Source organism: Phascolarctobacterium succinatutens, from assembly GCF_958453765.1.
GTDB lineage: Bacteria > Bacillota > Negativicutes > Acidaminococcales > Acidaminococcaceae > Phascolarctobacterium_A > Phascolarctobacterium_A succinatutens_B.
The window spans coordinates 71,350-90,035 of sequence record NZ_CAUDZA010000002.1; the positions used below are offsets into that span (position 1 = coordinate 71,350).

The 18,686-nt window shown below is 50.2% G+C and carries 14 protein-coding genes; 10 read left to right on the forward strand and 4 right to left on the reverse strand.

Going from position 1 to position 18,686, the window contains the following annotated elements; all coding sequences use genetic code 11:
- Window positions 1-9: 9 nt before the first annotated feature.
- The 3 genes from feoB to Q7Q81_RS01820 form a co-directional block, all read right to left on the reverse strand.
- Window positions 10-2,016, reverse strand: coding sequence for a ferrous iron transport protein B (gene feoB / locus Q7Q81_RS01810; RefSeq protein WP_304273236.1), 2,007 nt, complete (start codon window positions 2,014-2,016; stop codon window positions 10-12).
- Entirely contained in the window at window positions 2,013-2,261 is a 249-nt protein-coding gene (locus tag Q7Q81_RS01815) for a FeoA family protein (protein ID WP_009145060.1), read from the reverse strand. Before Q7Q81_RS01815 ends, feoB begins: the two co-directional genes overlap by 4 nt.
- A gap of 131 nt (window positions 2,262-2,392) precedes the next feature.
- Window positions 2,393-3,217 carry a transglycosylase domain-containing protein gene (locus Q7Q81_RS01820; protein ID WP_304273239.1) on the reverse strand — a complete coding sequence of 275 codons (825 nt, stop codon included), beginning with the start codon at window positions 3,215-3,217 and terminating at the stop codon, window positions 2,393-2,395.
- 238 nt (window positions 3,218-3,455) lie between these two features.
- On the opposite strand from Q7Q81_RS01820, the gene argC reads away from it, so the two are divergent.
- From argC to Q7Q81_RS01860, 8 genes are all read left to right on the forward strand, one after another.
- Window positions 3,456-4,490 carry an N-acetyl-gamma-glutamyl-phosphate reductase gene (gene argC, locus Q7Q81_RS01825; RefSeq protein ID WP_304273241.1) on the forward strand — a complete coding sequence of 345 codons (1,035 nt, stop codon included), beginning with the start codon at window positions 3,456-3,458 and terminating at the stop codon, window positions 4,488-4,490.
- Window positions 4,491-4,582: 92 nt separating this feature from the next.
- Entirely contained in the window at window positions 4,583-5,788 is a 1,206-nt protein-coding gene (argJ, locus tag Q7Q81_RS01830) for a bifunctional glutamate N-acetyltransferase/amino-acid acetyltransferase ArgJ (RefSeq protein WP_304273242.1), read from the forward strand.
- 232 nt (window positions 5,789-6,020) lie between these two features.
- Window positions 6,021-6,911, forward strand: coding sequence for an acetylglutamate kinase (gene argB / locus Q7Q81_RS01835; protein ID WP_304273244.1), 891 nt, complete (start codon window positions 6,021-6,023; stop codon window positions 6,909-6,911).
- 37 nt (window positions 6,912-6,948) lie between these two features.
- On the forward strand, window positions 6,949-8,139 hold the full coding sequence (locus tag Q7Q81_RS01840) for an aspartate aminotransferase family protein (protein WP_304273247.1): 1,191 nt from the start codon (window positions 6,949-6,951) through the stop codon (window positions 8,137-8,139).
- Window positions 8,140-8,159: 20 nt separating this feature from the next.
- Entirely contained in the window at window positions 8,160-9,101 is a 942-nt protein-coding gene (argF, locus tag Q7Q81_RS01845) for an ornithine carbamoyltransferase (RefSeq protein ID WP_021720575.1), read from the forward strand.
- Between the two features lie 246 nt (window positions 9,102-9,347).
- Window positions 9,348-10,568: an argininosuccinate synthase gene (locus tag Q7Q81_RS01850; protein WP_021720576.1), complete on the forward strand. Its 1,221-nt coding sequence runs from the start codon at window positions 9,348-9,350 to the stop codon at window positions 10,566-10,568.
- On the forward strand, window positions 10,568-11,980 hold the full coding sequence (gene argH / locus Q7Q81_RS01855) for an argininosuccinate lyase (RefSeq protein ID WP_304273250.1): 1,413 nt from the start codon (window positions 10,568-10,570) through the stop codon (window positions 11,978-11,980). The genes Q7Q81_RS01850 and argH overlap by 1 nt, the downstream gene beginning before the upstream one ends.
- 165 nt (window positions 11,981-12,145) lie before the next feature.
- Window positions 12,146-13,519: an ATP-binding protein gene (locus Q7Q81_RS01860; protein WP_304273253.1), complete on the forward strand. Its 1,374-nt coding sequence runs from the start codon at window positions 12,146-12,148 to the stop codon at window positions 13,517-13,519.
- Window positions 13,520-13,623: 104 nt separating this feature from the next.
- On the opposite strand, the gene Q7Q81_RS01865 is transcribed toward Q7Q81_RS01860, so the two are convergent.
- Window positions 13,624-14,994, reverse strand: a complete 1,371-nt coding sequence (locus Q7Q81_RS01865; RefSeq protein ID WP_304273256.1) for a sodium-dependent transporter — start codon at window positions 14,992-14,994, stop codon at window positions 13,624-13,626.
- A 668-nt stretch (window positions 14,995-15,662) separates the two neighbouring features.
- On the opposite strand from Q7Q81_RS01865, the gene Q7Q81_RS01870 reads away from it, so the two are divergent.
- Window positions 15,663-17,312, forward strand: a complete 1,650-nt coding sequence (locus Q7Q81_RS01870) for a hydantoinase/oxoprolinase family protein (protein ID WP_304273259.1) — start codon at window positions 15,663-15,665, stop codon at window positions 17,310-17,312.
- Window positions 17,312-18,637 carry a histone deacetylase family protein gene (locus Q7Q81_RS01875; RefSeq protein ID WP_304273261.1) on the forward strand — a complete coding sequence of 442 codons (1,326 nt, stop codon included), beginning with the start codon at window positions 17,312-17,314 and terminating at the stop codon, window positions 18,635-18,637. Before Q7Q81_RS01870 ends, Q7Q81_RS01875 begins: the two co-directional genes overlap by 1 nt.
- Window positions 18,638-18,686: the final 49 nt, after the last annotated feature.

Below are 18,686 nucleotides of genomic sequence, written 5' to 3' on the forward strand. Positions count from 1 at the left end.
TGCAATTATTTAGGCGAAGCCAAGCATTAAGCCGATTTGTCTTACGATAAACGCTACGCACCAGGCCACAACAAGCTCATAGCCCATAAGGCAGAGCGTGCTGGTATCCGAGTTCAGCTCGCGGCGAATGGTAGCCAGCGCTGCGACGCAGGGCGGATAGAGCAGGCAGAACACCAGGAAGGTGTAGGCTGTGAGCGGCGAGAAGAGGCTTGCCAGATCAGGCGCACCGCCGCTGCCGACTGCAAGCACGGAAAGCGTACTGATGACAACTTCCTTGGCGGTAATGCCGCAGATAAGCGAGGTTGTTGCCTGCCAGCTGCCGAAGCCTAGCGGTGCGAAAATAGGCGCTGCCAGCTTGCCGATGGAGGCGATAACGCTGTCGGAAGCGTCTACCATGTAAAAGCGCACATCAAAGTTTTGCAGGAACCAGACGATGATGCTGACGAGGAAGATAACTGTGAAGGCTTTATGCAGAAAGTCCTTGGCCTTTTCCCACATGTGCATGATAATGTTGCGCACCGTCGGCAGGCGGTAGGCCGGCAGCTCCATGACAAAGGGGACCGGCTTGCCACGGAACACCAGGCTGTTGAGCAAAAAGCCGGAGAGAATAGCTACGCAGATACCGGTGAGGTAGAGCGAAAGCATGACCAAGCCGCCGCTGTGCGGAAAGAAGGCGGCAATGAACATACCGTAGATGGGCAGCTTGGCGCTGCAGCTCATGAATGGTGTGAGCATGATGGTCATTTTGCGGTCGCGCTCACTGGCGAGGGTGCGCGATGCCATAATTGCCGGCACGCTGCAGCCGAAGCCGATAATCATCGGAACGAAGGAGGAACCGGAGAGACCGATTTTACGCAGCATCTTATCCATAACGAAGGCGACACGCGCCATGTAACCGCTGTCCTCGAGCATCGAAAGGAAGAAGAACAGGGTGACGATGGTCGGCAGGAAGGAAAGCACGGCGCCGACACCGGAGAAGATGCCGTCGATAATCAGCGAATGCATCGGCGGTGCAATATCCAGCACGGTGAGCGTGTTATCAACCGAAGCTGTTACAGCATCGATAACATTGCTGAGGATGTCGCTGAGAAAGGCGCCGATAACGTCAAAGGTGAGCCAGAATACAATGCCCATGATAAGCACGAAAATAGGGATAGCATAGAATTTATGCGTCAGATAATGGTCGATTTTGACGGAGCGCAGCTGTGCTTCCGTATGCTTGGGCTTCTGCACGGTCTGCGCGCAGAGGTCCTCGATATAGGCGTAGCGCATATCTGCCAGCGCCGCTTCCTTATCCGTTTTGAGGTTTTGCTCCATCTCGGTAACGAAGTGGCCGATGATATCGCATTCGTTTTCCGAAAGCTGCAAAGCCTTGGCGAAATCGCTGTCACCTTCGATAAGCTTGGTGGCGGTAAAGCGCAGCGGCAGGTTCTGGCGGCGTGCTTTAGTTTCAATCAAATGGGCGATACTGTGAATAGCGGTATGCACAGGACCGCTGCAGAAATCAAGGCGTTGTGGCAGCTGCTGGTTTTGCGCTACCTCTACGGCGCGGCGCAAAAGCTCGCCTACGCCCTCGCCGGAGTTGGCGGTGATGGGGACAACAGGTACGGTCAGCGAATCCTCCATAGCCTTGATGTCAATACTGCCGCCGCTGCCTGTGAGCTCGTCCATCATGTTGAGGGCGATGACCATCGGGATATTCAGTTCAATGAGCTGCAGCGAAAGATAGAGGCTGCGTTCAATATTAGTTGCGTCAATGACGTTGATAATTGCGTCCGGCTTATTGTATAACAGCAGGTCACGCGTAACAATTTCCTCCGAGGTGTAGGGAGAAAGCGAGTAGATGCCGGGCAGGTCGATAACGCCTGCGTCAGGAACGGCGAGAATCGTACCTTCCTTTTTCTGGACGGTTACGCCGGGAAAGTTGCCGACGTGCTGGTTACTGCCGGTGAGATAGTTGAACAGCGTGCTTTTGCCGCAGTTTTGGTTGCCGACGAGGGCGAAATGCAGCTTCATGCTTCGCTCACCTCCGGCGTAACGGTGATTTTTGCGGCTTCCTCCGCACGCAGCGTCAGCTCGTAGCCACGCAGGGAGATTTCCAGCGGGTCACCAAGCGGTGCGCGCTTGCGTACCATAACGCGGGTGCGGGGCGTGAGCCCCATATCAAGCAGACGGCGACGCAGAATGCTGCCTTCGCCGCCGACTTTAGCGATGATAGCCTCCTGACCTAAGGGAAGCTTATCTAATGTTGTAGTTTCCATGATTTGACCTTCTTTGAGTGATTTTGCTTAAGCTTTAATTATATATATGAAGCATGAAGCGGTCAAGTAAAACAAAGCTTTTAGCGATAAACTTTAATTAAAAAATATACAATGTAGATTTTGTTACAGCTTTACATAACGGTGCCGTTGGTGAGGCGGATTTTTTCTGCCTTGGCTTCGGCCAGCTGGCCCTGATTAATCATACCGTATTTATGCATAGCAGCCAGCACCAGCAGCTGACGTTTTTTGCAGCCCTCGGGGTTTTCCAGCGGATTGAGGCCGGTGGGCGCGTAGGGAAGCGAAGCAATTACGGCGGCCTCGGCCAAAGTCAGCGCCGAAGGTGCCTTGCCGAAGTAGGTTCTGCTGGCCTGTTTAATGCCGGTGGAGCCTGCGCCGAAGTAGGTGGTGTTCAGATAAAGCTCCAAAATTTCGTCCTTACTGTAATTATCCTCCAGCATGAGCGAGAGCACGGCCTCTTCAATTTTACGCTCCATGCTTTGCTCGTGCGACAGAAAAACATTTTTGACAAACTGCTGTGTCAGCGTGCTGCCGCCCTGCACTACCTCGCCGGCGTTGATGTTGGCCAGTGCGGCGCGCAGAATGCCTTCCACGGCAATAGCGCCGTGATTATAAAAACCATGGTCCTCGATAGCAATCAACGCCTGCGGAATATCGCGCGACATGGCATCAAGACTTGTCCAGTTCGGGTTTTGGCGGATAGGATCGATAACCTCATCCATATTAAAGGCCAGATAGAATTTATGTACGGGCGAGGGCCATTCCTCCTTGGGAGGCAGCAGGCTGGTGAAAAGCGCCATAGCGGCGGATTTTTCGTGCTTGCTGACCTTCTGCTGTTCCTGCTGTACGGGGGTGGTAGGCTGCGCCTTATCCGTAATGCTGTCATAACCCACCATGCCTATAAAAATGAGCAAAGCCATGATAATAATTTTAAACATAAGCTACACCTCGTTATTGATTTTGATATATTTTAAACGTTGACGTGTATAACATTCACGTCTATTGTAACAATAAAGTGTGAATTTGGCAAAAAATACTGGTATATTTGCCTTTTAGGTAGTAAAATAAGATTATAAAATGGATTATTGTCCCTTAATTTTTACAAAAAAATTCACAAAGTGCTTGCAAAATTATACAATTTGGTTGTATAATTATCGAGTGCAAAGGAGGATGGATATGAAAGCAAGTGTTATCGGTGCAACAGGCTATGCAGGAGTTGAGCTTCTGCGACTTCTGGACGGACATCCGGAAGCGGAAATTGCCGTGATTACCTCTGAAAGCAGTACAGGAGAGGCGATTGCTTCTATGTATCCGCATTTGTCAGGACGCATTGAAAAGAATTTGCAGTCTATGCAGGAGCTGGATGCTATTGCTGCAGCAAGTGATGTGATTTTTATTGCCTTGCCTCATGGCCATGCTATGAAGATAGGCAAGCAGCTGCGAGGCAGAAAGACCAAGATTATTGACCTCGGCGGCGATTATAGATTTAAGGATTACCATGTGTTTGAACAGTGGTACAAGGTGAAGCATGAGGACCCGGAGGCACAGGCTGTCTACGGTCTGACCGAGCTTTTCCGTGACAAGGTGCGCGGGGCGCAGCTGGTGGCAAATCCCGGCTGCTATACAACCTGCAGCATTCTGGCGCTGGTGCCGCTTTTAAAATATAAGCTGATTGAAACTAAGGGCATTGTGATTGATGCCAAAAGCGGTACGACTGGTGCGGGCCGCAGCCTGAAGGCAGGCAGTCTTTACTGCAGCGTCAACGAAAGCTTTAAGGCCTACGGCGTTGCTTCGCACCGCCATACGCCGGAAATCGAGCAGATTTACAGCGAATTTGCCGGTGAGGATGTAGTGATTCAGTTCACACCGCATCTGCTGCCTGTGGACCGCGGTATTTATGCAACCTGCTATGCACAGCTGAAGCAGGGCGTAACGGATGCACAGATTGAGGAGGCCTATCAGGCAATGTACGGCGATGAATTTTTCATCCGCCTGCGCGGTAAGGGAGTTTGCCCGGAATTGAAGAATATCCGCGGCTCCAACTATGTGGACCTTGGCTGGCAGACCGATAAGCGTACAGGCCGCATTATTGTTATGAATTGTATTGATAATCTTGTTAAGGGTGCTGCTGGACAGGCAGTGCAGAACATGAATGTAATGTTTGGCATTGATGAAGCTGCCGGCCTGCGTCAGCTGCCGCTTGTTCCTTAAGCTTGTTATAACTATTATACTATAAAACGGTGCTTAGCGGTGATGCCGCTGTAGAAGAAAAGATGTAAGCACCAAGGAAAGAGGGGAATCTCATGAAGAAAATCGAAGGCTGGGTGACTGCACCGCAGGGCTTTATTGCTACCGGCGTCAAGGCCGGTATCAAAGCCAGCGGCAATCATGATGTAGCTGTAATTTTCAGTACCGTGCCTGCTGCCTGCGGTGCGGTATTTACACAAAATAAAATGTGCGCTGCTCCTGTGCTCGTGAGCCGCGAGGTCAACAAGCACGGCTACGCGCAAGCTATTGCCGTAAACAGCGGCTGTGCCAACGCCTGCACGGGCGAGCAGGGCCTGGCGGATGCCAAGAAAATGCAGGCGCATACGGCAGAGCTTTTAGGCATTGCTCCGGAAGCAGTCTTTGTCTGCTCCACCGGTGTTATCGGCCAATTCCTGCCGATGGACAAGCTGCTGACCGGCATTGCCGATGCTGTCGACAGCCTGGACGAATGCGAGGGCGAAAGCTGCGCTATGGCGATTCAGACTACGGATACCTTTATCAAGCACGCTGCCTATGAAACGGAAATCGGCGGCAAAAAGGTAACTTTTGCCGGTATTGCCAAGGGTGCAGGCATGATTCATCCGAACATGGCAACTATGCTGACCTTCATTACTACCGACGCCGCCGTTGCTCCCGATGTGCTGAAGCGCGCGGTAAAAAAGTCTGCCGACAAATCCTTCAACATGGTTGTTGTCGACGGCGATACCAGTACCAACGACAGCATGATTGTGCTGGCCAACGGTCTTGCCGAAAACGGAATTATTCTTTCGGAGGAGCATCCGGATTATCCGGCCTTCTTTGAAGCGCTGGTTGCCTGTGCTACCGACCTTGCTAAAATGATTGCGCATGACGGCGAGGGCGCTACCAAATTCCTGGAGGTAAATGTTACCGGTGCCGCAACTTGGGAGGATGCCAAAACCGCAGCGATGGCGATTGCCAAATCGCCGCTGGTAAAAACAGCCTTCTTCGGTGAGGACCCGAACTGGGGACGCATTGTCTGCGCTGCAGGCTACAGCGGCGCTGCCATGGAGGCAGATAAGGTAAATCTTTCTATCGGCGGTATCCGTCTGGTGGAAAACGGCATGAACTGCAATGTGCCTGCCGAAAAGCTGGCGCCGACCATGGCCGAGCATGATATTTCCATGAGCATTGACCTGGGTGCCGGTGAGGAAAGCGCAACTGTGTGGACTTGCGATTTTAGTTATGAGTATGTGAAGATTAACGGCGAATACCATACTTGATTGGCCGAGCGATAAAGCACCATATGCTTCGTCAAGCCTCCTAGACGTACTGTTAGTACGCCGTCGTCGGCTTTCCTCGTCTCTGGTACTTTCTAGCTCGTCCTTGGTAGTGAGAGCATAATATTATTATGATGGTTTACATCTAAAACCTTCTCTCGCGTCTTTGGAGAGAAGCAGAAGTAATAAATATAAACGCAAGACAAATATAAAAAAATGAGGGAGGACATCACCTATGTTAATGAACGAACAACAAGTACATACCTTAATGGAAGCACTGCCGTATCTCAGCAATTTTAAAGATAAAACCATTGTTGTAAAATATGGCGGCAACGCTATGCTGAATGATGAGCTGAAAAACAAGGTGCTGCAGGATATCCTGTTCCTGCAATACGCCGGTATGCGTCCGGTAGTTGTTCACGGCGGCGGTCCGGAAATCAGCCGTCAGCTGGAGCAGGCTGGTAAAAAGAGCGAATTTGTCGGCGGTCTGCGTGTAACCGATGCAGAGTCCGCAGCTATTGCCGAGATGGCGCTCGTAGGCAAAATCAACACCGACCTTGTCGGCCGTCTGAATGCTTTGGGTGGCAAGGCTGTCGGCCTCAACGGTAAGGATGCTAATCTGCTGAAGGCTAAAAAATATCTGGCTGATGTTTATGAAAACGGTGAGGTTAATTTGGTAGATATCGGTTTTGTTGGCAGCGTTAAGGAGGTCAACACCGATTTGATTAACTGCCTGCTGGACGGCGGTTATATTCCTGTAATCGCTCCGACCGGCGTCGGTGATGAGGGTGAAACCTATAACATTAATGCAGATGTTGCTGCCGGTGAAATTGCCGGTGCGCTGAAGGCAGAAAAGCTGTTGGTGCTGACTGATGTCCGCGGTATTTATTCCGCATACCCGGATGAAAGCAGCTTCATTTCCACTCTGACCTTTGAAAAGGCTCATGAGCTTATTCTTAAGGGCAGCATTGACGGCGGTATGATTCCTAAGGTTCGCTCCTGCATTAAGGCTCTTAGTGGCGGTGCCAAGAAAACACATATTATTGACGGTCGCGCTGAGCATTCTATTCTGATGGAGCTGTTCAGCGACAAGGGCGTTGGTACCGAGGTAGTTAAAGAAATCTGACAGCAGGGGCTTGTATGAGGGGGAGATATTCTTGACAATGGATAAAAAAACAATTATAGAAGAAACAGAAAAATATTATCTGCCTGTTTTCGGCAGATATCAGATGGTTATGGAGCTTGGCCAGGGCTGCCGTGTGTGGGACAACGAGGGCAATGAGTATGTAGATGCTTTTGCCGGTATCGCTGTCAACAGTCTTGGTTACAATCATCCGGTGCTGGTGAAGGCTATCAGTGAGCAGGCTGCCAAGCTGATGCATTGCTCCAACCTGTATTATACCGAGATTCAGGCGAAGGCCTTGCGTGTTGTTGCCGAGGCTACCAGCATGGACCGCATTTTCTTTGCCAACTGCGGCGCAGAGGGCAATGAGGGCGCTATGAAGCTGGCGCGCAAATACGGCGTGAGCAAAGCACCTACGAAATATAAAATTATTTCTGCGGACGAATCCTTCCACGGACGTACCTTTGATACGCTGGCTGCTACCGGTCATGATTATTATCATGTCGGCTACGGTCCGCTGAGCCCCGGACACGTGCTTGTGCCCTACGGTGATATTAAGGCGCTGGAGGCACAGATGGATGATGATGTCTGCGCTGTTCTGCTGGAGCCAATCCAAGGCGAGGGCGGCGTGCATGTACCGCCTGACGAATATCTGCAGCAGGTGCGTGCGCTGTGCGACAAGCATGATGCGCTGCTGATTTTTGACGAGGTGCAGACCGGTGTTGCGCGTACCGGCAAATGGTTCGCTTATATGCACAGCGGCGTGAAGCCTGATATCCTGACCTTTGCCAAGGGCATCGGCGGTGGTTTCCCGGTTGCAGGCTTTGCTGTGCCGGAGCGTCTGGCGCATGTGTTTAAACCCGGCGACCATGGCGGCACCTTCGGCGGTAATCCGCTGGCCTGCGCCGCTGTATACGCAACGCTGACTACTATCAAGTCCGAAGGACTGGTAGACAAGGTTGCGGAGAAGGGTGAATACTTTAAGAATGAACTGCGTAAGCTGCAGGAAAAATATCCTGACAAGGTTACCGATGTCCGCGGCTGCGGCCTGATGCTGGGCATGGAGGTTGCCGGTGAGGGCAAGCCGATTGTGGAAAGCTGTTTGGCGAACAATGTTATTGTGAACTGCACTGCAGGCAATGTTATCCGCATTGTACCGCCGCTGATTATCAGCAAGGAAGAAATTGATATTGTGGTTGCTGCGCTGGATAAAGCGCTGGCGGCCTGTTAAAAAACGAGAGGGGATAAAAAATGAGTTTAAAAGACAAAGACCTGATTTCTATTCATGACCTTAGCGTAGGCGAGGTCGCAACAATTCTTGATGTGGCAAAAAAATTGAAACGTAAGCAAAAGGCCGGTGAGCCTCACCAATATTTAAAGGGCAAAACTTTGGCTATGCTGTTCTCCAAGGCTTCTACACGTACCAGAACCTCTTTTGAGGTAGGCTTCTGGCAGCTGGGCGGCCATCCGATTTATCTGAGCGATTCCGCTTCCCAGATAGGCCGTGGCGAACCGATTCGCGATACCGCACGTGTACTTTCCCGTTTTGTTGACGGTATTATGATCCGTACCTTCTCCCATGATTCCGTTATTGAGCTGGCTAAATATGCAAGCGTTCCTGTTATCAACGGCCTGACCGATTTGCTGCATCCATGCCAGGCTCTGACCGATATCTTCACTATTCAGGAGAAGATGAAGGTGCTCAAAGGCCGTAAGCTGGTTTATGTAGGCGATGGCAATAACATGGCACACTCTCTGATGTTTGCCTGCGCCAAGGTTGGCATGAACATGATCTGCGCCAGCCCGAAGGGCTATCAGCCGGATCCGGAAATCCTGCGTCTGGCACAAGAGGACGCTGCCCAGACCGGCTGCAGCATTACCGTAGAGGAGGATCTCTTCAAGGCTGCCAAGGGCGCCGACGTGCTCTATACCGATGTATGGACCAGCATGGGCGAGGAAGCGGAGCGTGAGGTTCGTTTCAAAGCACTGCATAATTATCAGATTAACCAGGCGCTGCTGAACGAAGCACGTCCGGAAGCAATCGTTCTGCACTGCCTGCCTGCACACCGCGGTGAAGAAATTACCGAGGAAGTGCTGGAAGGACCGCAATCTGTTGTATTTGACCAGGCAGAGAACAGACTGCACGTACAAAAGGCTATTATGGCGCTGCTGATGAGCGACGAAGTACTCTAAATCAGGTCTTGAATGTATAAATATAACGGCTGAGCGTATAGTTTATATGCTTAGCCGTTCTTGTATACAGACAAAATTTTCTGAAACAAGCTATATTTTAGGTTTTTTGTTACATCTAGTACACAAAAAGTATTGTATACATGCGCTTAAATACTTGATTTATGCATAAAAAGGGTATATAATACAAGAAGTTTGTAAGTTTATTCACTAATGCATAGCATTATACAGAAATGGGAGGCTATTATAATGAAAAAAGAAGATATTAAGAAAGTAGTTCTGGCTTACTCCGGTGGCCTTGATACATCCGTAATCATCCCCTGGCTGAAAGAGCATTACAACAACTGCGAAGTTATCGCTGCCTGCGCTGACCTTGGCCAAGGTGACGAACTGGAACCCGTTCATGACAAAGCACTGAAAACCGGTGCAAGCAAATGCTACATCATGGACCTGAAAGAAGAATTCATCAGCGACTATGTATGGCCCACCGTTAAGGCCGGTGCTGTATACGAAAAGAAATACCTGCTGGGTACTTCCTTCGCTCGTCCGCTGATTGCTAAAAAATTAGTTGAAATCGCTGAAAAAGAAGGCGCTGATGCTATTGCTCATGGTGCTACCGGCAAAGGCAACGACCAGGTTCGTTTTGAACTGTCCGTAAAGGCTCTGGCTCCGCAGCTGGCAATCATCGCTCCGTGGCGTGAGTGGGAACTGCGCAGCCGTGACCAGGAAATCGACTATGCTGCAGCACACAACATTCCTATCCCTGTATCTCATGACCATGACTACTCCATGGACCGCAACATGTGGCATCTGTCCCATGAAGGCAGCGACCTGGAAGATCCGTGGAATGCACCGAAAGATGAATTGTTCATCGTTACCAACATTCCTGAAAAAGCTCCTGATAAACCGGAATATGTTGAACTGGAATACGTTGAAGGCGTGCCTGTAAGCGTTAACGGTGAAAAACTCAGCCCGGCTAAGCTCGTTGAAAAACTGAACGAAATCGGTATCCGCAACGCTGTTGGTATTACCGATATGGTTGAAGACCGTCTGGTTGGTATGAAATCCCGTGGCGTTTATGAAAACCCTGCCGGCGCTATCATCTACTACGGCCACAACGATCTGGAAAACCTTTGCCTGGACCGTGCAACCCAATCCTTCAAGCAACAGGTTTCCATCCGTTATTCCGAGCTGGTTTACGATGGCATGTGGTTCAGCCCGCTGCGTGAGGCTCTGGATGCATTCGTTAACGAAACTCAAAAAACCGTTACCGGTACTGTTCGCATGAAACTTTATAAAGGCAACATCTACAGTGCAGGCGTTAAATCCCCGTACTCCCTGTACAGCCAGGAATATGTAACCTTCGGCGAAGACGAAGTTTACAACCAGGCAGATGCTACCGGCTTCATCAACCTCTTCGGCCTGCCGCTGAAGGTTAGAGCGCTGATGAAGAAAGGCAACCTGAAATAATGGCCAAGCTTTGGGGCGGTCGTTTCAGTAAGAACACGAACGAATTGGTGGACGCGTTTAATGCGTCCATCGAATTTGATAAACGCTTATATCACGAGGATATCCGCGGCAGCATTGCTCATGCCGGTATGCTGGCTAAATGCGATATCATTCCGGCAGAGGACGGGGAGAAAATCATTGCCGGTCTGAAAGACATCCTGGCTGATATTGAAGCAGGCAACTTCCATTTTGACGTTGCGCTGGAGGACATTCACATGAATGTGGAAGCGCGTCTGACCGAACGCATCGGCAGCGCCGGCGCCCGTCTGCATACCGCACGCAGCCGTAACGACCAGGTTGCACTCGATATGCATATGTATATGAAGCGTGAGGTTGCCGAAATTGCCGAGCTTTTGCTTAAATTTGAGGAAGCTCTCTTAACAGTTGCCAAAAAGCACGAAAAAACTCTGATGCCGGGTTATACCCATCTGCAGCGTGCGCAGCCGATTACCTTTGCTCATCATATGCTGGCATATTTCAATATGCTGCAGCGTGACTTCCGCCGCCTGCTGGGCGTTTGGGAAGGCGCGGACATGATGCCGCTGGGTGCCGGTGCGATTGCAGGTACCACGTTCCCCATCGACCGTTTTATGGTTGCGGAGGAGCTGAACTTCGGCACAGTTTATCCGAACAGCATGGACGCAGTAAGCGACCGTGACTATATCATTGAATTTCTTTCCTTTGCTTCTACCCTCATGATGCATATGAGCCGTCTTAGCGAGGAAATCTGCCTCTGGAGCAGCACCGAATTCGGCTTTGTTGAGCTGGACGATGCTTTTGCCACCGGCTCTTCCATGATGCCGCAGAAGAAGAACCCTGATATTTCCGAGCTGGTACGCGGTAAAACCGGCCGTGTGTATGGTCATCTGATGGCTATGCTGACAACGGCTAAAGGCCTGCCGCTGACCTATAATAAGGACCTGCAGGAGGATAAGGAAGGCTTCTTCGACGCTATCGACACCGTTAAATTCACGTTGGCTGTTTATCGTGATATGATTCTGACGATGACGGTTAATGTGGACAAGATGGCGCAGGCAGTGAGCAAGGATTTCTCCAATGCCACCGACCTGGCTGACTATCTGGTACGCAAGGGACTGCCCTTCCGTCAGGCACATGAGGTTGTCGGCAAATGCGTTGCCTATGCAATTCATCAGGGCAAATTCCTGCCGGAGATTTCTCTGGAGAAATACAAGCAGTTCTCCGACCTTTTCGAGAGCGATTTGCTGGTAGCTCTGAAGCCCGAGCATTGTGTAGAAGCACGTAAATCCTACGGCGGCCCTGCTTTCTCCGAAAATGAGAAGCAGTTCGCTATCGGTGACAAGGTGCTGGCAGTGCTGCAGGCTAAGCTGGAGGAGCTGCAAAGTAAGCTGTAAAAATTTAATCGAGCAAAATTATAGAGGCTGTCACGAAAGTGGCAGCCTCTTTGCTTGTAGTGCAGGGGTTAGCAAAAAAATATTGACAAATTCTGATGGAAAATATAAAATTATACTGAAATTAAATTCAGTGAAACGGAATTCAGTATAAACGGAGGTTACAGGATGTTTGTCGGTAGAGAAGCAGAGTTACAGCAATTAACAGAAGTTTTTGCTCAGCCAGGTAAGCAGGCAGTGATGCTTTATGGCAGGCGCAGAGTTGGTAAAAGTACGCTAATTTTAGAAGCTATAAAGAATATAGCTTGCAAAGTTATTTATTATGAGTGTCTCATGACTTCTCTAGAAGATAATTTCAGAAGTCTTGAGTCGAAGGTGAAGGCTTGCTATAATAATAAATTTTTACATTTTGTCGATTTCGAGGAGCTGTTTGAATTTTTGGGGTCGCAGCAGGAAAAAGTCATCATTATTATTGACGAATATACATATTTGAAGAAAACAAGTGACGCTCATTACATAGATTCGCTGTTTCAGAGAATTGTTGACAGCTTAAAAAATAATATAGATCTTGTACTGCTTGGTTCATATGTTGGCATGATGAAAGAATTGCTTCAACAAGAAAATCCGCTGTTTGGCAGATTTTCTTTAATTCTGCATATCAGGCCTTTTGATTATTATGATGCATCTTTATTTTATGCAGAGCTTTCAGCTTCTGCAAAACCAGCATTATATGCAGTGTTTGGTGGCAGTCCATTTGTTAATGTACTTATTAATGAGGAAGAGAATTTAGAGGGTAATATTGAACGATTGCTGCTCAATGCAAATAGTCCTGTCAGCATCTATATGGAATATATTTTATTGGCGGAGCTATCTAAGGTGGCGAATGCTAATATGATTTTGTCTGCTTTGGCTAATGGCAAGAAAAGGTATGGAGAAATTGAACAGCTGATTTCCGGCAATTCCAATGGCAGCTTAGACAAGCAATTGAAAAATTTATTGGAGATGGAGATTATTCAAAAGATTTATCCTATTAACAAGAAAAATGATAAGAAAAAGACTTTCTATGAGATTAGTGATAATCTGGTGCGTTTTTATTATGCCTATATCTATAATAAGCGTGATGTTATTGCAAGAATCGGTACTAAAAATTTTTATGAGCTGTATATAAAGAGCAGCATCAAGACATTTATTTCGCACCGGTATGAAGCCATTGTCAGAGAGTATTTTTCCAGACAGTTGCGAGAAGGAAAAAGGTCAGATGTGTATGATATCGGAACTTTTTGGTATGATATGCCTAAGGAAAGACGTAGCGGCGAATTTGATTGTGTTTTAGAGCTGAAGAATGGTTATGCATTTTATGAAGTGAAGTATTACGATAAGACTTTTTCGAGGGCGGAGGCAGAGGCTGAAGTGCAGCAGCTGAAAAATGTGTTGAGCTTTATGGAGGTTAGCAGGCTTGGTTTTGTGGCTCTATCTGGTTTTGACTTTACCAGTTCTGAGTATGAGCTCATCAGTGGAGCAGAGCTGTACAAGTATAATTGACATAATCAAACGAGCACTACTTGCAGGGTATGCAGGTAGTGCTCGTTTCGCGTTATAGAAATGTGTAAAATTGGGTTTGACGCTACAGGACACCCCAATTTATCTTATTTGAAGAACATAGCGTAATAGCCGTTAAAGAAGATGAAGAGGACAATCAGAGGCAGAATGTAGGTCGCATAGAAGCGCATCCATTTCGGGAAGCCGATGCCCTTACCGGTATCAACCTCTTCAATGAATTTATTCCAGCCCCAGCCGTAGCGGGTAGTGCAGAAGGCCAGGAAGATGAGGCTGCCTAAAGGCAGGATATTGTTGCTGACGAGGAAGTCTTCCAGATCAAGCACGCAGGTGCCTTTGCCCAGAGGCTCAAAGCCGCTCCAGATATTGAAGCCGAAAACGCAGGGCAGGGACAGCAGAATCATGCCGATAACAGCAAAGGGGATGAGGCGACGGCGGTCACCGCCGGTCAGCTCGCAGATGCTGGAGATAATCATTTCGAATACGGCAATAACAGTGGACATTGCCGCAAAGAGCATGAAGAGGAAGAAGAGAGTGCCCCAGATGCGACCGCCGTTCATAGCGTTGAATACGTTGGGCAGGGTGATGAAGAGCAGGTTCGGGCCTGCATCCGGCTGGATACCGAAGCTGAAGCATGCCGGGAAGATAATCAGACCGGCAACGATTGCTACGAAGGTATCGAGGAACATAATCCACAGCGCTTCGTTGGTGAGCTTCTGCTCCTTGCCGATGTAGCTGCCGAAGATGGACAGAGAGCCCATGCCGATGCTCAGCGTGAAGAAGGCCTGGCCCATAGCAGCGAAGATTACCTCGCGTACACCATGCTCGGCAATTTTGCTGAAGTCGGGGTAGAGGTAATATTTGAGGCCGACTTCACTGCCCGGAAGCAGCATGGAGTTGGCGGCAAGCACAACCATCAGCACGATAAGGAAGGCCATCATAACCTTGGTGATGCGTTCAACGCCGTTGCGAACGCCCATGTAGCAGACGCCGAAGCAGAGCATGATGATGATTGCCATGTTACCGGCCATAGTTGCCGGGTCCTGCAGCAGAGCACCGAAAACGCCCTTGATGCCCTGAGCGTCCAGACCGGAAAGGTCACCGACAGCCATTTTATAGAGGAAATATAGCATCCAGCCGCTGACGGTGGTGTAGAACATCATGAGGATGATATTGCCGGCAATAGTTACATATTTGAACAGATGCCATTTAGTTCCCTTCGGCTCCAATGTGTCGAAGGATTTGGCCGGACTGCGTCTGCTGGCGCGGCCGACAGCGAATTCCGCTACCATGATGGGCAGACCCAACAGCAGCAGGAAGCACAGGTAGATGAGCACAAAGGATGCACCGCCATACTGGCCTGTGACGAAAGGAAAGCGCCAGACGTTGCCTAAACCAATGGCACAGCCAGCAGAAATCAGGATAAATCCCAGGCGTGAAGAAAAGCTTTCACGTTCCATAATACATATCGACTCCCTTACTTATACAATAATAGTATATAGTATAAGCTATTATCCTGTTTTTAGCAAGCTAAAGAGAAATAAATGCTCTCGCAGGCTGCAGTAACGGCGAATTTGATATAGGCCGGGCAGGAATATTAAATATAACAAATCGTTATAACATTTAACTTGACTATCGGCGGTACCTATTTTATAATAGCCTCACACACAGAGATGGGTTTTGTGTGTAGAGGAGAATTAAAATGCAGAAAAAGTATCTTATTATTTTGAGTACTGTCGTTTTATCTTTATGCGGTGCTGCCAGCCTGGTTTACTATGATGCTCTTTTGAGAGCTTAGCTAAATTTAAGCGGCAGCAATTTACATCCGGCAATCGCAGCTGCAGGACATTATCAGAAATATAAAATGTCTGCAGGATTACCCCACCCGGATGCCAATAATAATTACAAGGCGTAAGCAACGGAGCTTACGTCTTTTTTTCTGCCCGCAAACGCTTGCGGGGGTGTTGGCATATAATTATAGCAAGGAATTTTCTTCGCACGGAGTTTGGCAACATGATATAATATAATTAATATAGACTGTCCGTTATTAGCTTGTTAAAAGTAAATATAGTATAGATTAAAAGAATACGCATTGACACTCTGGTTTAAACGAAGGAGGGATGAAGCAATGCTGTTAGGTATTGATGTAGGCGGAACCTTTACGGATGCCGTGGTGCTGCGGCAGGGCGAGGTAGTGGCGCAGGCCAAGCGCGCGACGACGCATGATGATGTGCTGCAGTGTGTGCTGGCGGCGCTGGATGCGGTGCTGCAGCCGGGAATGGCGCAGAAGCTGGAGCGTGTGGTAATATCCAGCACTATTGTGACCAACGCTTTGACCGAGGGCAGCCTGCCACCGGCGTTTTTGGCAATTATCGCCGGACCGGGCATGAACGTCAAGGGACATCTGCCGGTGACGCCGTATTACTTGTCCGGTTATGTGGACCATCGCGGCAAGATTACGGCTAATATCGAATGGAGCAGGCATCAGGAGTTGATGCGGCGCAAGGGCAGCGGTGTGTGCGCGGTGAGCGGCAAGTTTTCCGTGCGTAACCCGCAGCTGGAATATCAGGCGGAGCATGAGCTGAAAAAATGCGGCTACAGCAAGGTGTTCTTGGGCAGCGAGCTGAGCGGTGAGCTGAACTTTGTGCGCCGCTGCAATTCGGCCTATTTTTCCGCGCAGGTTTATGAGCTTTTCACCCGCTTCTGCAGGCGCATTGAGCGTGCTCTGGCAGAGCGCGGCATCAGCGCTCCGGTGCATATTCTGAAGGCGGACGGCGGTACGCTGCCGCTTGAGGCAGCCTTGCAGCAGCCTGTGGAGGCTGTGTTTACCGGTCCTGCTGCTTCCGTACTGGGCATAGAGGCGCTGTGTGCTCCCCAAGTGAACAGTATCTCGCTGGATGTGGGCGGCACTACTACCGACATTGCATTCTGGGAGAACGGCCTGCCGCTGATGGCCCGCAAGGGAGCGGCGGTTGCCGGTTATCCTACGGCAGTGCGCGCCTTTCATATGCGCAGCATTGGCATCGGCGGCGACAGCAGGTTGCATAAGACGGAAAACGGTTATGTTGTCGGCCCCGAGCGCGAAGGTTCCGCTGCCGCTGTCGGCGGCAGCATAGCGACGCTGAGCGATGCGCTGATTACGGCGGGCTATGTGCATTTCGGTGATGAGGAGCGGGCGCAGGCGGCGATTGCCGCTCTGGGCGGCGAACCGCAGGCGGAAGCATGCAAGATTGTGGCTGCTGCCGTTGAGCAGATTAAAACAACGATTCGGGAAATGCTGGACGAATGGGCCAAGCAGCCCGTATATACGGTTAACGATGTTATCAAGGGCACGGAATTTATTCCGCAGCAGCTGATTGGCGTCGGCGGCGGCGCACCGGGCTTAATCAGGGCGTTGGGTGAGGCTATGGCGCTGCCGGTGGATATTCCTGCCGGAGCTATGGTAGCGAACGCTATCGGCGCAGCGGTAGCAAGGCCGACGCTGAGCGCAGGACTCAGAGCGGACACGACCGACGGCTATTACATTATTCCTGAGGGCGGAAAACGCGAAGCTTTGCCGCGACGCTTCAACAAGCAGGCGGCAGAGGAGCTGCTCGCAAGCTGGCTGCGGGAGCAGACGGCGCAGTGGCAGCTGCCCGACCAGGAAACAGAGCTTATCAGCTACGAGCATTTTCATACAGTACACGGCTATTACGAAACCGGCGATATTTACAGCCTGCGCATGCAGCTGAAGCCGGGAATTCTCTATAAGGTTAGCGGCAGGGAGGTGAGCTTCTGATGGCAAAGAATACCTTGGGATTAGTATTTTTCCCTGCGTTTGACTGGATGATCAGCCCCGGTCACCCCGAACGGCAGGAGCGCTTATTATATACGCGCGACCAGCTGGAGGAGGAGGGCCTCTTCGATTGCGAGGAGATTAAGGAATATCGCCCGCGCTTGGCTGAAATCGAGGATTTGCAGCGTGCGCATGTCGGCGTGCCGGCGATTGCACGTCTGATTACGCCGGCGCATCTGACCTCTGCGGGAGGCTGCCTGGTGGCGGCCGATGCCGTAATGCAGCGGGAGGTACAGCGTGCCTTTGCTCTCGTGCGTCCGCCGGGACACCACGCTATGCGTGTAGTACACGGAATCCGTGGTTTTTGTACTATTAATATTGAAGCAATAATGGTAGAATATTTACGTAGCAGGTATAATATCCGTAAAATTGCTGTTGTGGATACCGACGTGCATCACGGCGACGGCTCGCAGGATGTGTTCTACCACGATCCCGATACGCTGTATATCTCCTTCCATCAGGACGGGCGCACCTTGTATCCGGGCACAGGCTTTCCTAATGAAGCAGGCAGTCCGGCGGCCTGGGGCACGAACATCAATCTGCCGTTGCTGCCGGGAACCGGTGATGAAGGACTGCATCGCCTGTATGACGGCTTAATCACGCATATTCTGGAGGACTTTCAGCCGGAGCTGATTATCAACAGCGCCGGGCAGGATAACCATTTCAGCGACCCGCTGGCTTCCATGCAGGTGACGGCGCAGGGCTATGCGCGTCTGGCGGATAAGCTGCAGGCGGATATTGCGGTGCTGGAGGGCGGTTATTCGATTGAAAGCGCCTTGCCTTATGTCAACACCGGTATTATTCTGGCGATGGCAGGCATGGATTACAGCAAGGTGGTGGAGCCTGATCTGCGCGGACTGCGACCGCAGGATGAGCGCTGCAATAAGCGCGTAGACCAGCTTATTGCCGAGGTAGGCGATTTGTACTTCAATCGTGAGCGCACGAGCAAGGAATTGCTGAAGAAATGCGGTAATATCTGGCAGCGCAGCAAGCATATCTACTACGATGAGGAGGGTATCCGCGAGGAGCAGGTGGAAAGCGTGCATTATTGCGAACGCAAGGCCTGCCGCGGTTATTTTACCCTGCAGACGGCGGCCGAAGGGACGCGCTTTGGTGACCAGAGCGCTTTCATTACCTGCCTGACTCGTGAAATCTGTTCGCATTGCCGGCAAAAGGCCTACGATGCATCGCTGGCAGAAAAGAAGCGCGGCCGCTGGCAGTATGTGCTGGTGCAGGACATTGCCACAGGTACAGTAGAAAATCTATAATAAGCATCGGGACGTAAAGAAATAAAATATGCGTCCCGAGCTGAGAATC